Origin of the sequence: Granulimonas faecalis, assembly GCF_022834715.1 — a bacterium.
GTDB lineage: Bacteria > Actinomycetota > Coriobacteriia > Coriobacteriales > Atopobiaceae > Granulimonas > Granulimonas faecalis.
This window is the reverse complement of the sequence record NZ_BQKC01000001.1, coordinates 841,784-858,692: the sequence shown is the minus strand read 5'-3', so window position 1 is coordinate 858,692 and position 16,909 is coordinate 841,784. Positions and strand designations below refer to the sequence as shown.

Here is a 16,909-nt window from a genome sequence, read left to right as displayed (position 1 = left end):
CCTACTCGCGACGGCCCTCGCGATCGCGGCCTATGGCGACGGCCACGGCAACGGCGGTGCCAATGCGCGAGGCGATGAGGCCAAACTTGGGCAAGCCCGAAGGAACCGCGTCGAAGGCGATGGACAGGACTATGTAGAGGACGACGGCGACAACGCACGCCAGGGTGATCCGCATGGACCTCGTCATCGATGCTCCCTTCGACCGAGGGTCATGGCGTCGAGTCATTCTGACACACCTGCGCTCGGGGGCGGAGGGAGCCTCCCCTGCCCGGCGTCGCACGGAACAGGGCGGTATGGCCCAAAAAGAGACAAGGTGCAGCCGCACGGACCGCTGCCAACGACCCCACAGGAGCCCCGTGGCGGCAATCCCGCTGCCCGATGTGGAGGCATAGAAACGTCATCCTCCCAGGTGTCACCGGAATCCGCCGTCGCAAAGGGCGACGGGCGTGCAGAGGGGTCCGCGAGTCGTCTCAGATGCGCGTTCCGGACCCGAGGGGGAGCCCCTCGCGCCGAGCGGGTGCGAGGGGCTCCCCCTTTGTCATGCTATATCGCCCCGGGCACGGAGGTCCAAGGCGTCGGCACGGCGGCGTGACAGCGACCGTGCCCGACCAACGGGACGACGGTCAGCAGGCCGCCGGGTTCAGGCCGGCCGGCTTGCGCTCCTCGGCCGTGAGGCCCTCGTCGTAGAGGTGGCACGCCACCACGTGGCCGGGCCTAGGCTCCAGATCCGCCGGGACCCTGTCCTCGCACACCCGCATACACGAGGTGCATCGCGTGTGGAAGCAGCAGCCCTGGGGCGGGTGCGTGGGGCTTGGGACGTCGCCCTGCAGGATCCGCTTGTCCTGGATGCGGCCGCCCGCGATGGTGGGCACCACGTCGAGGAGCGCCCGGGTGTAGGGATGCAGCGGGTCGTCGAACAGCGCCTCCTTGGAGGCCTTCTCCATCATGTGGCCCAGGTACATGACCATGACCGTGTCGGCGATGTGCTTGACCACGGAGAGGTCGTGGCTGATGAAGATGTAGGCGAGGCCCAGGCGCTCCTGGAGGTCCTCCAGGAGGTTGATGACCTTGGCCTGCACCGAGACGTCCAAGGCGCTCACAGGCTCGTCGCACACCACGATCTCGGGTTCGAGGACGATGGCGCGGGCGATGCCGATGCGCTGGCGCTGGCCGCCGGAGAACTCGTGCGGGTAGCGGGTGCGGTACGAGAGGTCCAGGCCCACGGCCTCCATGATCTCGTCCACACGGGCGTCGCGCTCGGCCTTCGTCTTGTAGGTCCTCGCGATGTCGATGGGCTCGGCGATGATGTCGGCCACCGTCATGCGCGGGTTGAGCGAGCTGTAAGGGTCCTGAAAGATAAGCTTGAGCTTCTTGCGGGCCTCGGTGAGCTCGGCGCCGGAGAGCTCTGTGAACTCCACCCCGTCGAGCCTGACGGACCCGGACGTGGGGTCCGTGAGCCTGAGCACGCACTTGCCGCAGGTGGACTTGCCGCAGCCGGACTCGCCCACAATGGCGAAGGTCTCGCCCCGGTGCACGTCGAACGAGACGCCCTCGAGGGCGTGCACCACCGTGTCGGAGGTCCCGAAGAAGCCCTTCTTGATGGGGTAGCGCTTGACGAGGTCGCGGACCTCGAGGATGCGGTCCTCCTCGGTGAAGGCGGTCATCGCCCCTCCTCCCAGCGGTCGGTGTACTTCCAGCAGGCCACGCGGTGGCCCTCGTCGCCGTCCACCGGCGTGAAGCCGGGGACCTCGCGGCGGCAGATGTCGCGGGCGTAGGGGCACCGCGGGTTGAACAGGCAGCCCGAGGGCAGCTCGTTGAGCATGGGCACGTTGCCCGGGATGGCGTAGAGGCGCTCGCCGGAGGCGTCCATGGAGGGGATGGAGTCGATGAGGCCCTGGGCGTAGGGGTGCGCCGGGTGGGCAAACAGCTCGGAGGCCCGGGTGTACTCCACCTGGCGGCCGGCGTACATGACGAGCACCCAGTCGGCCATCTCGGAGACGACGCCCATGTCGTGGGTGATGAGCATGACGGCCGTGCCGGTCTCCTGGCGCATGCGGTCGATGAGCTGGAGCACCTGGGCCTGGATGGTGACGTCAAGGGCCGTGGTGGGCTCGTCGCAGATGAGCATGGCGGGCTCGCAGGCCAGCGCCATGGCGATCATGATGCGCTGGCGCATGCCCCCAGAGAGCTCGAACGGGTAGCTCTTGAAGACCTTCTCGGGGGCGGGGATGCCCACAAAGCGGATCATGTCGAGGGCCTTGGCGTCGGCCTCGGCCTTGGCCATGTCGGGGTTGTGCACGAGGAGCCCCTCGGCGATCTGCTTGCCGCAGAGCATGACAGGGTTGAGCGACGTCATGGGCTCCTGGAAGATCATGGAGATCTCGTTGCCGCGGTAGTCGCGCATCCGGTCGTCGGGGAGCTGCACGAGGTCGGTGCCCTCGAACAGGATGCGGCCGCCCACGATCTTTGCCGGTGGCTTGGGGATGAGGTCCATGATGGACAGCGCCGTCATAGACTTGCCGCAGCCGGACTCACCCACCACGGCCAGGGTCTCGCCCCGGCGCATGGAGAAGGAGAGGTCCTGGATGCACCTGAGCTCGCCGGCGTCGGTGAACAGCGTCACGCAGAGGCCGTCGACCTCGAGCAGCGGCCCTCCCTGGCCGCCCTGCCTGTCTTGGGTGTCCGATGCCATGGGACCTCCCTCCTTAGGAGCGCATCTTGGGGTCGAGGGCGTCGCGCATGGCGTCGCCCAGAAGGTTGAACGCCATGACCGTGACGATGATGGCGATGCCCGGGATGACCGAGAAGTACGTGGAAGACTGGATGTAGGGCTGCGAGGCGCTGATCATCTGGCCCCAGCTGGCCATGGGCGGCTGGACGCCCAGGCCGAGGAACGAGAGGGACGCCTCGCTCATGATGGCGCTCGGGATGCCAAGCGTGGCCATGACGATGATGGTGGACACGCAGTTGGGCAGCAGGTGCCGCAGGATGATGCGCATGGGCTTGCCGCCCGAGAGCGTGCAGGCCTGGATGTACTCGGCGCCCTTGAGACGCTTGACGTCGCCGCGCACGAGGCGCGCCATGGAGGTCCAGCCGAGGAGCCCCAGGGCCACGTAGAGGTTGGCGAGGCCCGGCTCCATGACGAACATGACCACGATGGCGAACAGCAGGAACGGGAAGCTGCTGAACACCTGGATGACGAAGGAGATCACGGCGTCGACCTTGCCGCCGAAGTACCCCGCGGCCACGCCGGCGAAGAAGCCGATGACCAGGGCGATGGCCTGGGACACCACGCCCACCGAGAGCGACACCCGGCAGCCGTAGAGCACGCGCGAGAAGATGTCGCGGCCGTAGTTGTCGGTGCCGAACCAGTGCTCGGCCGAGGGCGGCTGCAGCATGGCGCGCAGGTTCTGGGCGTCGGGGTCGTAGGGGGCGATCACCGGCGCGAGCACGGCGACGGCCACGAGGAACAGCACCACGGCGAGGCACGCCATGCCCAGGCGGTTCCTGCGGAAGATCTGCCACGAGACGGCCCAGTAGCTCTGGGCCGCCTTCCTCTTGCCGGCCGCCTGGGCGGCGAGGTTCTGGCGGCTGATCTCACTCGCGAGCTCCTCGGCCCTCTCCCGGCGGCTCCGGGGGCCCTCCCCCGCGTCGGGGTTGGCGCCGACGAGCATCTCGGGATAGGTCTCCTCGTTCACGGGGTTGGTCTCGGAATCGTAGGCCGAGAAGGAGTCGTCGGGAACCGCAACGCCCTCGTCCTGGAGGACCTTGCGGTCAACGGCCTCCTGAAGCTTCCTGGGGTCTTTGACGCTCATCAGTTGGCCCCTTCCTCTCCAAGGCGGATCCGCGGGTCGACCACGGCGTAGAGCACGTCGACGACGAAGTAGACGACCACGCAGATCAAGGCGATGTACATGACGCCGCCCTGGATGAGCGGCAGGTCACGGGCGTTGATGGCGTCGAGCATCATCTTGCCCATGCCCGGCATTGAGAAGATGCTCTCGATGAGGATGGAGCCCGTGAAGATGTCGCCGAGCTGGGTGCCGGCGATGGTGATGATGGGGATGAGCGCGTTGCGCAGCGCGTGGCGCACCACGATGACCCAGTACTTGAGGCCCTTGGCCTCGGCCGTGCGCATGTAGTCCTGGGAGAGCACCTCGAGCATGGACGTGCGGGTGACGCGCGCGATGGAGGCGGCATAGCGTACGCCCAGGGCGATGGTGGGCAGGACGAAGTACGCCGGCGTCTTGATGCCCGAGAGCGGCAGCCAGTGCAGCGTGAGGGCGAAGACGATCTGCAGGATGATGGCCACCCAGAAGACCGGGGCCGATATGCCGAATATGGCGAGGCTCATGAGGGTCTGGTCCACCCACGTGCCGCGTTTGGCCGCGGCCACGACGCCGACCACGACCCCCAGCACGAGGGCGAACACGTAGGCGGAGGCCGCAAGGGCCGCCGTCACCGAGAAGGCCTGGCCCATGAGCTGGGTTACGTCCTTGCGCTGGGTGTAGGACTGGCCGAAGTCGCCGGTGACCATGCCGGCGAGCCAGTCGACGTACTGCTCGGCCACGGGTTTGTCGAGGCCCATGTTGTGACGCACGGTCTCGATGGTGGCCTCGTCGGCCATGTCGCCCATCATGATGCGCACCGGGTCGCCGGGCACGATGTTGAGCATGAAGAACGTTATGGCCGAGATGCAGAGGATGATGCCCACCGCCTGCAACAGCCGCTTCACGAGGAAGTCCCTCATGGTGCTCCTCTCCCACAGATACAAGAAGGGCCGGTTACCGAACCCATGCGGCAACCGGCCCGGCACAGACGCGCGTGCTGAAATAGTTTAGCCCATCGCCTCGGTGTCGATATCGATGTCACGGAAGTGGTAGATCAAGTTGCCGATCTTGGCATTCTTCACCCAAGGCTGGGCGCAGAACATGATCTGCGGGTAGAACAGCGGCAGGCAGGCGAAGTCCTGGCGGCTCATGATGTCGTCGGCCTGGCGGTAGAGCTCGGCGCGATGGTCCTCGTCGGCGGAGCGACGGGCCTCGTCCATGAGACGGTCGAACTCGGCGTTGTTGTAGAAGCTGCCCTTGCCCTTGGCGTTCTCGGAGTAGAAGTAGGTGTACATCTGGTTGTCGGCGTCGGCGTAGAGCGGATACCAAGCCAGGGCCGTGACCTCGTACTCGCCTGCCGCCCAGTCGGTGGCCCACACGCCGGCGTCCACGGTCTGTACGTCCATGTTCACGCCCACGGCCTTCAGGTAGTCCTGCACGGCCACCATAACGGTCTCGTACTGGTTTGTGCGCACCACGCACTTGATGGAGAGGTTCTCGGCGCCGGCCTCGGACAGAAGCTGCTTTGCCTTCTCGGGGTTGTACTCAAAGACCTCGGCGTTGGCATCGAAGCCGGGGACGCCGGGGTTGAGGAAGCCGGAGGCGGGCACGCCCGCGCCGGAGAACACGGTGTCGACAATGGCCTGGCGGTCGATGGCGAGCGAGAGGGCCTGGCGCACGCGGACGTCCTGGAGGGCAGGCGTGTTGAGGTTGAGGTTCACGAACCAGGTGCCCAGCGGCGTGTTGTAGGAGATGAGCTCGCCGACCTCGGGGTCGTCCTTGTACTGCTTGAGCAGGTCGTTGGACAGGTCACACATGTCGATGTCGCCGTTCTTGAAGCTCATGAGCTTGGTGTTGGCGTCGTCGATGAAGGTGACCGTGAGGCCGTCGAGGGCCACGGGGTCGCCGTGGTAGTCCTCGAAGCGCTCGTAGCGCATGAAGGTGGAGTCGTCGTTCTCCACGAGCTTGAAGGGGCCGGAGCCCACGTAGTTGAGCTCGTAGCCCCACTTGTCGCCGGCCTCCTCGCAGGCCCCGCGGGGGAACACGTTGGCGTAGTTGATGCCGAGGTTCTTGACGAAGGCGGCCATGGGGTACTGCAGGGTAAAGGTGAAGTGGGTGTCGTCCTCCACGATGAGGCCGGCGAGGTCGGTGGTCTTGCCTGCAATGACGTCCTGGGCGCCCACTATCATGTCGTACATGTAGGTGGAGAGGCCCGCGGTCTCGGGCAGGAACATGCGCGTGAAGGAGAACTTGACGTCCTCGGCCGTGAGGGTAGAGCCGTCATGGCACTTGATGCCCTCCTTGAGGGTGCAGTGATAGGTGACGCCGTCGTCCCCCACGGTGGGAATCTCGGTGAGCAGGCAGGGCACGAGCTCGTTGTCCTCCGTGAAGCGCAGGAGGCTCTCCACCACAGGGTCGGAGACCGACGACATGCCGGAGTTGGTGTTCTTCTGCATGTCCATGCCCTGCTTGGCGTTGCTCTGGGCCCAGCGCAGGACCTTCTCGGTATTGGCGTCGGCGGTGGGCGCCCCGCCGCAGCCGGCGAGGGTCGTGGCGGCACCGGCAAGGGCGGCGAGACCGGAGCCCCTGACGAAGGTGCGGCGCGAGATTCGGTTGAACACCATGGGGTCCCCCTCTGTTCGTGTGAAGGCAGGCGACGTCCAGGCACGACGGCGCCCTGGGTGCGCCTGCGCGTATGGGAGAACTATGCTGTATTCAGCCTGAATTGGTATGCCTGGCACTCCATCGCTTTACAGAGCTTTTACAGCCCTTACGAATTGAAAAACGTCGATAACCCGAGCTCGGGCACCGGGATGGGCAGTGCGTCAGGCGCGGCCCTGCCGGAGGACTCCGACGCACGCCGCCACGACAGCCTCGAGGCCCCTTGCCGAGAGCGCCGTGTCCATGGACGGAAGAGGCTCGGCGAGGATGCCTCGCGACGCCTGGGCGGGGGTGCCGGGCACATGGACGAAGCCGGCCATGGCGGGCGCCGCCGTGCCGGGTCCGTGGGGCCCGTGCTGCCGGAGGAGGAGCGCGTACATGACCGAGTTGCAGACGTAGAGCCCCGCCGAGCAGGAGAGGTGCGCCGGGACGCCGGCCGCCTGGGCCGCCCGCACGCAGTCGGCCACGGGGACCGTGGCACAAAGCGACCCGGGGGCGCCGGGCACGAGCGGGCGCTCCTCCGGCGCGGACCCGCCGTTGTCGGGACGGTCGGGGGGTGTGGAGGCCAGGTTGAGGGCCACGCGCTCCACGGCGATCCCGGCGGCGCCGCGGTGCTCCCCGCAGGCCAGCACGACGTCGGGGCGCACGGAGTCCACGGCCGCGAGGGCGGCCTCAGCCGCGGCGCCGAAGACGCACGGCAGCACGGCGCGCTCCACAGGGACGCCGGCCACGGTGGCGGGGAGCGCCCCCACCGCCAGCCGCGACGCGTTGTCCTCCTGGCCCCCGAACGGCTCGAACGCCGTCACCAGCACCCTCATGGCCCTCCCCTTCCGTTGTTGCCTCCATGGCCCAGCATAGCGCGACACAAAGGAAGCGCGCCCCCGGCCGGACGGCGGGGGCGCGCTGCAAAGGCTCGGAGCTGGGCTCGGGGAGCGACGGGTTAGTCCTCGTCGACCTCCACGACCTCGGCCTCGACCTCCTCGTCCTCAGGCTTGTCGAGCGGGGCGACCTCGACCTCGAAGCCGAGGGTCTCGGCGGCGGCCTTCATGGACAGGGAGATGCGACGACGGTCGAGGTCGATCTCCATGACCTTGACCTGCACGGTCTCGTTGACGTTGGTGACCTGGGAGGGGGTGTCGACGTGCTGGCGCGCCATCTCGGAGATGTGCACCAGGCCCTCGATGCCGTCGCCGAGGTCGACGAAGGCGCCGAAGGGCACGAGCTTGGTCACGCGGCCCTCGACGATGGCGCCCACGGGGTACTTCTTGACGAGGGTGCGCCAGGGATCCTCGGTGGTCTGCTTGAGACCGAGGGAGATGCGCTCGCGATTGAGGTCGACGTCGAGAACCTGCACCTCGACCTCCTGGCCGACCTTGACGACCTCGGAGGGGTGGTTGACGTGGTTCCAGGAGAGCTCGGAGATGTGGATGAGGCCGTCGATGCCGCCGAGATCGACGAAGGCGCCGAAGTCGACGATGGAGGACACGACGCCCTTGAGGCGCATGCCGGCCTGGAGCTTGGAGAGGATCTCGGAACGCTCGGCCTTGCGGGCCTCCTCGAGCACGACGCGACGGGACAGAACCACGTTGTTGCGGTTGCGGTCCATCTCGATGACGCGGGCCTCGATGCGGGTGCCGAGGTAGGCGTTGAGGTCCTTGACGCGACGGAGGTCGACGAGGGAGGCGGGCAGGAAGCCGCGGAGGCCGATGTCCAGGATCAGGCCGCCCTTGACGACCTCGATGACCTCGCCCTCGACGTTCTGGCCGTTGTTGAAGTCCTCCTCCACGCGGTTCCAGGCACGCTCGTACTCGGCGCGCTTCTTGGAGAGGATGAGACGGCCGTCCTTGTCCTCCTTCTGAAGGACCAGGGCCTCGATGGTCTCGCCCATGGCGACGATGTCCTCGGGGTTGGCGTCCTTGCGGATGGAGAGCTCACGGACGGGGATGACGCCCTCGGACTTGAAGCCGATGTCGAGCAGGACCTCGTCGCGCTCGATCTTGACGACGGTGCCCGTCACAAGGTCGCCCTCGTCGAAGTCGGTGATGGTGCCGTCGATGAGGTTGTTCATCTCCTCATCGCTGACGTCGTCGAACGAGAAGACGGACGAGTTCTGAATCTCACTCAAAGGTGGACCCCTTTCAAAAACACGGGGCCCCGATGGTCATGGGCTTCGCCTGCAGAGCGACCGGTTGGATAAACCCTTGCTCGACGTCTGAAATCGCATGCTCGGGGGCCGACAGATACTGTGTGCGGGCGTCCGACCCACACGTTGGATAGGGTACCGTGACACACCTCACCTTTTCAAGGCCCATACCAACAATCCTGTGGTGAATTCACGGTGCGCAGGCCCGTCATGGGCCCGGCGGCCGCGCCCCGGCGCCGCGGGCCCTCCCCCGTCCTATGATTGCAGGGCACCCGGACCGATTTCACAGGGAGGGCCCATGGCCACCATCCAGCAGGTCGCGGCCCTCGCGGGCGTCTCGACGGGCACGGTGTCGCGCTACCTCAACGGCGCGAGGGTCAAGGACGCCACCAAGGAGAGCATCGACGCGGCCGTGGCCGAGCTCGGCTACCACCGCAACCTGCTGGCGGGCAGTCTCCGGAGCCGCAAGAGCCGCTCCGTGGGCCTCCTCGTCAACAACATGCTCAACCACTTCGCCACGAGCGCCATCGCCGCCATCGAGCGGGAGATGGAGTTGGGCAACTACATCATCCTGCTGGCTGGCTTCCGCAACGACCCGGCCGTCTTCGAGCAGAAGCTCGGGCTGCTCCTCGACCGGCAGGTGGACGGCATCGTCCTGTTCGAGGGCGACGCTGCCTGGTCGCCGGGCAGGCTCGTGGAGCGCTCCGGCATCCCGGTCATCTCGGTCTCGTCGCCCTACGACTCCCCCTGCGTCGACTCCGTGGTGGCCGACAGCCGCGCCAGCGCGCGCCGGGTGGCCCGCGAAATGCTGCGGGCCGGCCACGAGCGCCTGGGCGTCATCGCCGGCCCCCAGCACGAGCACGTGTCGTCCGAGCGCCTCGAGGGTGTCCGAGAGGCCGTGGCCGAGGCCGGGCTGCCGGAGGGGAGCCTCACCGTGTACCTGGGCGACTACTCGCGCGAGAGCGGGTACGCGGGCCTGGTGGACCTCGTGGAGGGGCACGGCCTCGACACCGTGTTCTGCTGCAACTACGGCATGGGCCAGGGGGCGCTCCAGGCCGTAGCCGAGCGCGGGCTCGTGATCGGCGAGGACCTCAACTACGCGAGCTACGACTACTTCGACCTGGCGTCGCTGTTCTACCCCCGCATCACCACCATCTGCCCGCCCACGGGCGCCATCGGGACCTACGCGGCCTCGCACCTGTTGGAGCTTGTCGAGGCGGGCGTTCCGGCCTCGGGCGAGGTCACGACCTTCCCCGACCTCATCACCTGGCAGCCGTCGTTCACGGGCATCGACCCGGCCCTGCTGGGGCGCTCCGAGGAGGCCTGACAAGGTACCAGGTTGCTTTGTCACCTGAAAGCGGTGGAGGGCGCCCTCAACCGCTTTCAGGCGCAGTATTTCGAAGTGAGCGCCTAACGGCCCTTCGGGCTTCGGGGGACGAGGCCAACCCCGGCCATCGTCACGAGCACGAGAGCGGCCCCGGCAACCGTCACCACAAGAGCGGGAATTTCGATGATGGCGAGCGCAGGAAACAACCGGTCGAGCATGAGAAGGCAGGCGCCGCCACATATCACAGCGAACCCACGGCCTAAGCGCTTCACAAACGCCCCTCTCAGGGGAATGGGGATCTGGGCAACGAGGTGGGGGTAAACAGAGCCCTCGTTTCCGATCAGCGCGACCGCGAGTGCCAGGGACAAACCCATGAACGAAACGATGGTAGGGATAAGGAAATCTACATTCATATCTTTGCCTCAGGCAAAGAGGGCAAGACGCTCGGAATGGCTTCCGGAAGACTAACAACCTGAAATGCAATAGCGGCCGTAACACCAATCAAAATGTTCTGACCGAGCACATAATCGTAATCGTAGACGATACTTCCGCCAGGACGAACACTCTCGTTGGGTCCCTCAAGGAAATCAATTGCCGGCGCACGATACGACGCAAGTACTCCGTGATCATAGCGTTCTTCTCCCATGGCTCTCTCCATTCGTTCACTTTTATCTTGATTCAAGTTATTTTACTTTTTATCAATAAGATCGACCACTGTTCCATGGCCTTGATTCAGGTCACCATCAATCTTTGAAACCTCATCCATATCGCGAGTGCACAAGATACGGGAGCATTGCGACCTGATAAAAGGCAGAGACCAGACCGAGTTGAGACCAGAGGCCCAGTACTCTGCCAAACTGTGCCTCTTGACGTTGCCGACAACCATATTCAGATATGGCGACACGACAATATCGCCGTTTGCGTGCACAGCGACATGAGTTGACAAGCGCTTTGAATCAGCATACCGGACCAAGTGGTCCACGGGATCACCCCATATCAAGGAGACAGAACAGCCGAAAGAGCCTTTCTGCAGTCTTCTGATTTTCCGTACTAAGCTGTCATACTGATCGGCGTCAGGAACTATATCGCTGTGGCATCTTGCCCGTCCAAGCAACATCATAGGCTGGACCCTGAGTTCGACCCGATCGGCCCAATTGCGCTCGAGGCGGCCACTGTCGTGGAGCAACTGCTCAATTAATTTAATTTCTTCTACGACATTGCATATATTAAAGGATGTCGGAGAGAAAGCAATCTGCAAATGAAGGTCTGTATGGCGAAGCACATTGTCTATAGCGCGAATTGCACCATCATAAGCACCCTTGTTGCCCCGGAGCCTGTTATGGCTTCCTTTGTTGCCATCGAGGCTAATCTGAATGCCACTAAGACCGCACTTCTCGAGATCGCTAGCTATCTCCCGATCAAGCAGCATCCCGTTCGTCACAAGGCCGACATTGACTTTACCTGTCCGCAGCTCTTCAAGCGCCCCCATCACAAGGGAGGCCCTGAGAAGCGGCTCTCCGCCGCAAAAGCAAAAGCTATAGGGCCTTTTGACTGCAACCGATCGAACGAAGTCTAAGACCTCCCCGTCTCCCATCTCGTCTTTCATGACACAGTTCTCGCCGCTACTGTTGTAGCAATGCAAGCAACGGAGGTTGCACCGATTAGTGATGTCAAAGGCGACGTGATGGGGGAACGACACCACACCGACGTAGGGGTTCATGACGCCTTCTCAAGACGAGAAGCGACGACCAAGAACAAAGAGCCGCCATCGCCGCAATTGTTGGGCACCTCGAGCACACCGCAAATCTTCAAGTCAGAGGAAGGCATGCCCACCCGGCTCAAACCATCGAGTTCCTCTGAGCTGCAAAGGGCAACGAGCCTTCGGACCTTCGCGAATCTGTCATAGAAGCAGAAAACAGTCTCAATGGCCTTGCCGACGGCCCCGGTAGGGAGGTTGCAGCACAGCACCTCGACTGAGCCGCTCAGAATCTCGTCGGTCGCCCTGGTTACAACGTAGCCCTCTACTTTGCTCGCAATATCGGACCTGAGCAGGAAAAAGTCGAAGTCCTCACGAAATAGAATCGACCGGGCCACAAGGGGGCTTGAAAGCGTGCATACAGGAAAATTGCAGGAACGAATGCGCAAGTTATCCTTTGGAGCATCCTTGTCGAAACGCTCCCAATCGAAAGACAGAAGCTCCCTAATGTCGTCTGCAGTCAGATGGACAAAGTCCGGACCATCGGGTAAGACCTTGCGGACCACCCCCATTGCGGTCATCTGGTCGAGGCAGTCCAAGACATCTTGCTCAATACTCCTACTGTCCTGGTTGCCATAACCGGCCTTTACATTGCTTTGTATGGCAGAGACCTTGCTGGCGCGGGGACATTCCATAAGAACCCTGTAGGCGCTCTCGTTGACGATAACGGGCTCGTTTCCGGTTACCGCAAACAGCAGAGAGTGAAATCCGCTCTTTTCTTCGCGGTCGTACACAATCTCGCTGCAGACAACGACATCGTTCGGCGTAATGCTCATGACATCAACCCCTTTTTGAAGAAGATAGGCCGATGGACGCAACACCGTACGATTATTGTTTATTGCCGGTGGTATCGGAACCAGACTGTGACAAGGTACCAGGTTGTTTTGTCACACGCAGGGAGTATATTTTCGCCGCGAAAAGTATTGTGCTGGGGACTACCAGCGACACTCTTGCTGCCACCTCTCAGAACAAACGCCCGGACAACGCTGGATGCGCTGCGATGCGAACCTTTGGTTTCCTTTGACCGTTAAATATCAGGCAGTTATAAGGAAAACTATGATGAGCAAGCCAAAGGCCGCTTTAACGGCTCTTTCCGCCGCGGCCCTTATCGTCCTTGCCGGGTGCTCGGGCGCCGGAAACACAGCCGATCTCAAAGCCCGTGTGGCCGCCCTCGAGGAGCGGGTAGGGGCCCTGGAGGGCGTCTCGGGCAACCAGGAGGCACAGGACACCGACAGGTCTAAGAAAAAGGCCGAGGATAAGGTGGGTCCCGATGCCGTTAAGTTTACTCTTCTCTGTTTTCAGGCGTCGGTTTCACTCGGCGGCCAGCTGGGCCTCCATAACGTCGAGCAGGGCGTTCATGCGTCGCTTGGCCCGGTGGGCGTATAGGCGCTGCATAATGCGGCCGTTGAGCGAGCCCAGCCTCGTGGGGGCCTCAAAGGACTCCTCGTAGGAGACCAGAGCGCCGCCTCCTGCGGATTCCACCTCGTAGCGCACCCGGTTGACGCCGTCCGCGCTCGTGAAGGACGCCTCGTACAGGTGCGGGGCGTCAAAGGCCTCCACCCGCACCTTGACCGAACGCGAAGCGCCCAGCTTGGTACGCATGGACTTGGTGTAGGCGGTTCCCCGACGGATGCCCGCAGGCCCCGGCTTACGCCCCGCCTGCTCCATGTCGGCGGCAACGGAGCGCTCGATCAGCGCAAAGACGCGCTCGGGAGAGGCGGCAACCGCCCGCTGCACCCTCATGCCGACCTCCCAGAACGAGAGCCGGCGCGAAGGCGGCGCGGGGCGCGGACCATGAAAGCGGCGCCTGCGGCCGCCACGACAAGACCGCCCACCAAAAGGGGCGCATCGGTCGTGCCTGCAGGGGCGAAGGCGGCGGAGGCCAGCACAAAGAGCATGCCGACGACCACGACGAACGCAGACCACGAGCGCTTGCCCATGGGGCCTCCTCTCTCAGGGGGCGGGCACCCGCGAGCGCCCGCCCCGTCACACAATGCTGATACGGCTTCGCACAGTGTCAGTGCGTCGCTACTGGTCGAACTTCTCCTCCGCCGCGGCCTCGGCGGCGGCGTCACGGTTGGCAAGGAGCACGAACGGCGTCCAGATGGCAAAGGAGATGGCGAGGTTGAGCAGGGCCACAAGGCCTGCGATGACGTTTCCTCCCGTGGCGAAGAAGGCATAGAGGCCCACGGGCATGATCCAAGGCACCTGGATGAAGACGGGCGGAATGATGCCGGCAGCGGTGAAGAGGTAGGCCACGACCGTGGCAACCACGGGCACGAGCAGCCAGGGGATGAGGTAGAGCGGGTTCAAGACGATGGGCATGCCAAAGACCACAGGCTCGTTGATGTTGAAGACGCCCATGGGGGCAGAGAGCTTGGCGATGGTGCGAGAGTCCTCGCGGCGCGAGAAGGCGAACACAGCGATGAGCAGGCCGAGGGTGATGCCGGAGCCGCCCATCATGGTGTAGGCGTCAAAGGAGCCGCGGGTCCACAGGTAGGGCATCTGGGAGACGTCGTGGGTGGCGTTCCACACCTGGAGGTTCTCGAGCAGGGCCGGGGTGTAGATGCCCTCGGTGATGGGCGCCATGACGTTGGAGCCGTGGATGCCGAAGAACCAGAACAGCTGCATGAGGAAGTTGGTGAGGACGACGGCGAAGAAGCTCTGGCTCATGCCCAAAAGCGGCTTTTGGATCATCTCGCTGATGAGCGCGTTGGGGTACTCGCCCGTGAGGTTCACGCACACCTGGGTGACGATGGCGCAGACGTAGATGGCCAGGCAGCCGGGGATGATGGCCGTGAAGGCGTTGGACACGGCGGGCGGAACGTTCTCGGGGAGCTTGATGGTGATCTTCTTGAGCGTGAGCTCCACATAGATCATGGTGGACACCATGCCAAAGATCAGGCAAGTGAACAGGCCCGTGGCGCTCGTAAGCTCCGTGGAGATCATGCCTGCGCCGGTGACCGCCAGGCTCACGGCGCCGTCGGCCTCCGTCACGGCGAGGCCGGCTGCCTGCAGCGCGGGCACGGCGTCGGCGCCCACCTCGGGCAGCACGTAGGAAAAGGCCGGCGCGAGGTTCATCGTGCACACGACTGCCGACAGGGCTATGACGCCGCCGGCGATGGCGTTGACCCCGTAGGACCGCGAGAGGTGGTACCCGAGGGAGAACGTGAAGCACAGGCCGAGAATGGCGAGCGAGCCATTCCACACGAAGCCGTTAATGGAGATGAGCTGGGCACAGGCCTCGGTGAAGGCGTTGCCCTCGCCCCACCACATGGCGGGCAGGTCGCGAAAGAAGACGTTGAGCAGAACGGCGATGGAGCCCACCATGGTCACGGGCATGATGGAGATGAAGCCGTCGCGGATGGCCACGAGGTGACGCTGGTTGCCGATGCGGGTGGCGATGGGCATGAACTTGGTCCCCATCCAGTTCATGAACCCCTTCATGGGCGATGCCATGGGATACCTCCTTGGGTCCGGTCGCCTAGCCGATAAGGGCGAGGGCCTGGTCGAGGACGGCGGCGCCGTTCATGGCGCCGTAGGTGCGCATGTCGATGACGTCCACCGGGGTGTCGCCGGCAAGGACGCGCATCTTGTCGAGCATGAAGCGCGCCTGGGGGCCGAGCAGCATCACGTCGGCCTCGCCCACGTTCTCGGCGGCCTTGGCGTCGGCGACGGCCCGGATGCGGGCCTCGACGCCGCGCCTCTCCGCCTCCTGCTCCATCTTCTTCACGAGCATGCTCGTGGACATGCCTGCGGAGCACACGAGGAGGATGTTGGTCGTGGCGGGTCCTTTCATGGTCGTGGGCCAAGGCCCTGGCCTCTCATCGGCCGGCCGCGGCAGACCGTTGGTTCACGCCGGGGCGCGCCCTCCCCTACCGGGAGAACTGCGGGAGGTACTCCCCGTGGGCGCGGAGAAGCTCGTCGACGACGGCGACGGACGTCGACTCCGTGGGGCAGAGCGGGTTCTGGGCGAGGGCGGCCACGGCGAGGTCGCGGTCGCCGGTGACGGCGGCCTCCACGACGAGGCGCTCGAAGCCCTTGATCATGTGGACCGGGCCGGCGATGCGAGGGTTGAGGCGCCCGGTTGCCAGGGGCTCGGCCCCGTCGGCCGTGATGCGGCAGGCCACCTCCACGGCGCTGTCGTAGGGCAGGTCGGCGATGCACCCGCGGTTGCGGACGTCCACGTACTGGATGTCGCCGGCGCCGCTGTGGATGGAGGCGAGCAAGTCGCAGGCGGCGTCGCTGTAGCGGGCCCCGCCGCGCTGGGCGAGCTCGGGAGGCTTCACGTCGAGGCGCACGTCGCGGTAGGTCGCAAAGAGCGTCTCCTCGAGGCGGCCCACCACCTCGCCGCGGACGTTGCCGGTCCGGAACTCGTCCAGTTGCTCGGCGGTGTGGAAGTAGTAGTCGTGGTAGGGGCACGGGATGGCGCGGATGCCGCGGATGAACTCGGGCGAGTAGGGCTTGGCCGCGAAGTTGTTCATGGCCAGCGTCTCGTCGTCGGCGATGGTGGCGTAGCGCTCCACGGCCTCGTCCATGACGGAGCGGCCGTCCACGAGGACGTCGGTGGCGAAGACGAAGTGGTTGACGCCCTGAAGCCTGAGCTCGAGGCGGTCCTCGCCCACGCCCATGATGGCGGCTATGCCGGCGCGCATGTTCACCGGCACGTTGCAGAGGCCGATGGCGCGCTGGAAGTCCGTCTGGGTGAGGACGGCCTCCTCGATCATGCCGGACGGGTTTGAGAAGTTGACCATCCAGGCATCGGGGCAGAGCTCCTGGATGTCGCGGACGAACCCCAGGATCACGGGGATGGTGCGGAAGGCCTTGAACATGCCGCCGGCGCCGTTGGTCTCTTGGCCCATGATGCCGTGGGAGAGCGGGATGCGCTCGTCGAGGATGCGGGCCGGGAGACGCCCCACGCGAATCTGGGTGGTGACGAAGTCCGCCCCCTCGAGGGCGCGGCGGCGGTCGAGGGTGGTGGCGACCCTCATGGGCACGCCGGCGTGCTCCACCATGCGGCGGGCTAGGGCGCCCACGGTCTCGAGCTTCTCCTCGCCCTCGGGGACGTCCACGAGCACGAGCTCGGAGACGGGCAGGCGGTCGTGCCGGAGGATAAGCCCCTCCACGAGCTCCGGGGTGTAGCTGGAGCCTCCACCGATGGTGACGACCTTGACGCCGTTGCCGTTTGCCAT

The 16,909-nt window shown here is 64.9% G+C and carries 17 protein-coding genes; 1 reads left to right on the top strand and 16 read right to left on the bottom strand.

Features of this window, described 5'->3' with window-relative positions; all coding sequences use genetic code 11:
- Position 1: 1 nt before the first annotated feature.
- The 8 genes from OR600_RS03915 to rpsA all read right to left on the bottom strand — a co-directional run bounded on the left by OR600_RS03915 (position 2) and on the right by rpsA (position 8,616).
- On the bottom strand, positions 2 to 187 hold the full coding sequence (locus tag OR600_RS03915) for a hypothetical protein (protein ID WP_204406461.1): 186 nt from the start codon (positions 185 to 187) through the stop codon (positions 2 to 4).
- Positions 188 to 623: 436 nt separating this feature from the next.
- Positions 624 to 1,664, bottom strand: coding sequence for an ABC transporter ATP-binding protein (locus OR600_RS03910; RefSeq protein WP_135977662.1), 1,041 nt, complete (start codon positions 1,662 to 1,664; stop codon positions 624 to 626).
- On the bottom strand, positions 1,661 to 2,692 hold the full coding sequence (locus OR600_RS03905) for an ABC transporter ATP-binding protein (RefSeq protein WP_135977663.1): 1,032 nt from the start codon (positions 2,690 to 2,692) through the stop codon (positions 1,661 to 1,663). Before OR600_RS03905 ends, OR600_RS03910 begins: the two co-directional genes overlap by 4 nt.
- 13 nt (positions 2,693 to 2,705) lie before the next feature.
- Positions 2,706 to 3,815: an ABC transporter permease gene (locus OR600_RS03900; protein ID WP_204406459.1), complete on the bottom strand. Its 1,110-nt coding sequence runs from the start codon at positions 3,813 to 3,815 to the stop codon at positions 2,706 to 2,708.
- Positions 3,815 to 4,750, bottom strand: a complete 936-nt coding sequence (locus tag OR600_RS03895) for an ABC transporter permease (protein WP_135977664.1) — start codon at positions 4,748 to 4,750, stop codon at positions 3,815 to 3,817. Before OR600_RS03895 ends, OR600_RS03900 begins: the two co-directional genes overlap by 1 nt.
- Positions 4,751 to 4,837: 87 nt before the next feature.
- On the bottom strand, positions 4,838 to 6,454 hold the full coding sequence (locus OR600_RS03890) for an ABC transporter substrate-binding protein (RefSeq protein ID WP_265590705.1): 1,617 nt from the start codon (positions 6,452 to 6,454) through the stop codon (positions 4,838 to 4,840).
- 201 nt (positions 6,455 to 6,655) lie between these two features.
- Positions 6,656 to 7,309, bottom strand: a complete 654-nt coding sequence (locus tag OR600_RS03885) for a pyroglutamyl-peptidase I (RefSeq protein ID WP_135977666.1) — start codon at positions 7,307 to 7,309, stop codon at positions 6,656 to 6,658.
- Between the two features lie 122 nt (positions 7,310 to 7,431).
- Positions 7,432 to 8,616 carry a 30S ribosomal protein S1 gene (gene rpsA / locus OR600_RS03880; RefSeq protein WP_135977667.1) on the bottom strand — a complete coding sequence of 395 codons (1,185 nt, stop codon included), beginning with the start codon at positions 8,614 to 8,616 and terminating at the stop codon, positions 7,432 to 7,434.
- Between the two features lie 316 nt (positions 8,617 to 8,932).
- On the opposite strand from rpsA, the gene OR600_RS03875 reads away from it, so the two are divergent.
- Positions 8,933 to 9,961, top strand: coding sequence for a LacI family DNA-binding transcriptional regulator (locus tag OR600_RS03875; RefSeq protein ID WP_135977668.1), 1,029 nt, complete (start codon positions 8,933 to 8,935; stop codon positions 9,959 to 9,961).
- A 409-nt stretch (positions 9,962 to 10,370) separates the two neighbouring features.
- Here the strand turns inward: OR600_RS03875 and OR600_RS03870 are convergent, their stop codons facing one another.
- From OR600_RS03870 to OR600_RS03835, 8 genes are all read right to left on the bottom strand, one after another.
- Positions 10,371 to 10,607, bottom strand: coding sequence for a hypothetical protein (locus tag OR600_RS03870; RefSeq protein ID WP_265590704.1), 237 nt, complete (start codon positions 10,605 to 10,607; stop codon positions 10,371 to 10,373).
- Positions 10,608 to 10,649: 42 nt separating this feature from the next.
- The gene (locus OR600_RS03865) at positions 10,650 to 11,681 is read right to left on the bottom strand and encodes a radical SAM/SPASM domain-containing protein (protein WP_265590703.1); all 1,032 of its coding nucleotides are present in this window, start codon (positions 11,679 to 11,681) and stop codon (positions 10,650 to 10,652) included.
- On the bottom strand, positions 11,678 to 12,493 hold the full coding sequence (locus OR600_RS03860) for a hypothetical protein (protein ID WP_204406454.1): 816 nt from the start codon (positions 12,491 to 12,493) through the stop codon (positions 11,678 to 11,680). The genes OR600_RS03865 and OR600_RS03860 overlap by 4 nt, the downstream gene beginning before the upstream one ends.
- Positions 12,494 to 13,028: 535 nt before the next feature.
- Positions 13,029 to 13,460 (bottom strand): DUF3284 domain-containing protein, encoded by a 432-nt coding sequence (locus OR600_RS03855; RefSeq protein WP_204406453.1) that lies wholly within the window; start codon positions 13,458 to 13,460, stop codon positions 13,029 to 13,031.
- Entirely contained in the window at positions 13,457 to 13,657 is a 201-nt protein-coding gene (locus OR600_RS03850; protein ID WP_204406452.1) for a hypothetical protein, read from the bottom strand. The genes OR600_RS03855 and OR600_RS03850 overlap by 4 nt, the downstream gene beginning before the upstream one ends.
- Before the next feature lie 88 nt (positions 13,658 to 13,745).
- Positions 13,746 to 15,176, bottom strand: coding sequence for a PTS sugar transporter subunit IIC (locus OR600_RS03845; RefSeq protein WP_251164251.1), 1,431 nt, complete (start codon positions 15,174 to 15,176; stop codon positions 13,746 to 13,748).
- Between the two features lie 25 nt (positions 15,177 to 15,201).
- Positions 15,202 to 15,516: a PTS sugar transporter subunit IIB gene (locus tag OR600_RS03840; protein WP_204406451.1), complete on the bottom strand. Its 315-nt coding sequence runs from the start codon at positions 15,514 to 15,516 to the stop codon at positions 15,202 to 15,204.
- Positions 15,517 to 15,592: 76 nt separating this feature from the next.
- Positions 15,593 to 16,909, bottom strand: a complete 1,317-nt coding sequence (locus OR600_RS03835) for a 6-phospho-beta-glucosidase (protein ID WP_265590702.1) — start codon at positions 16,907 to 16,909, stop codon at positions 15,593 to 15,595.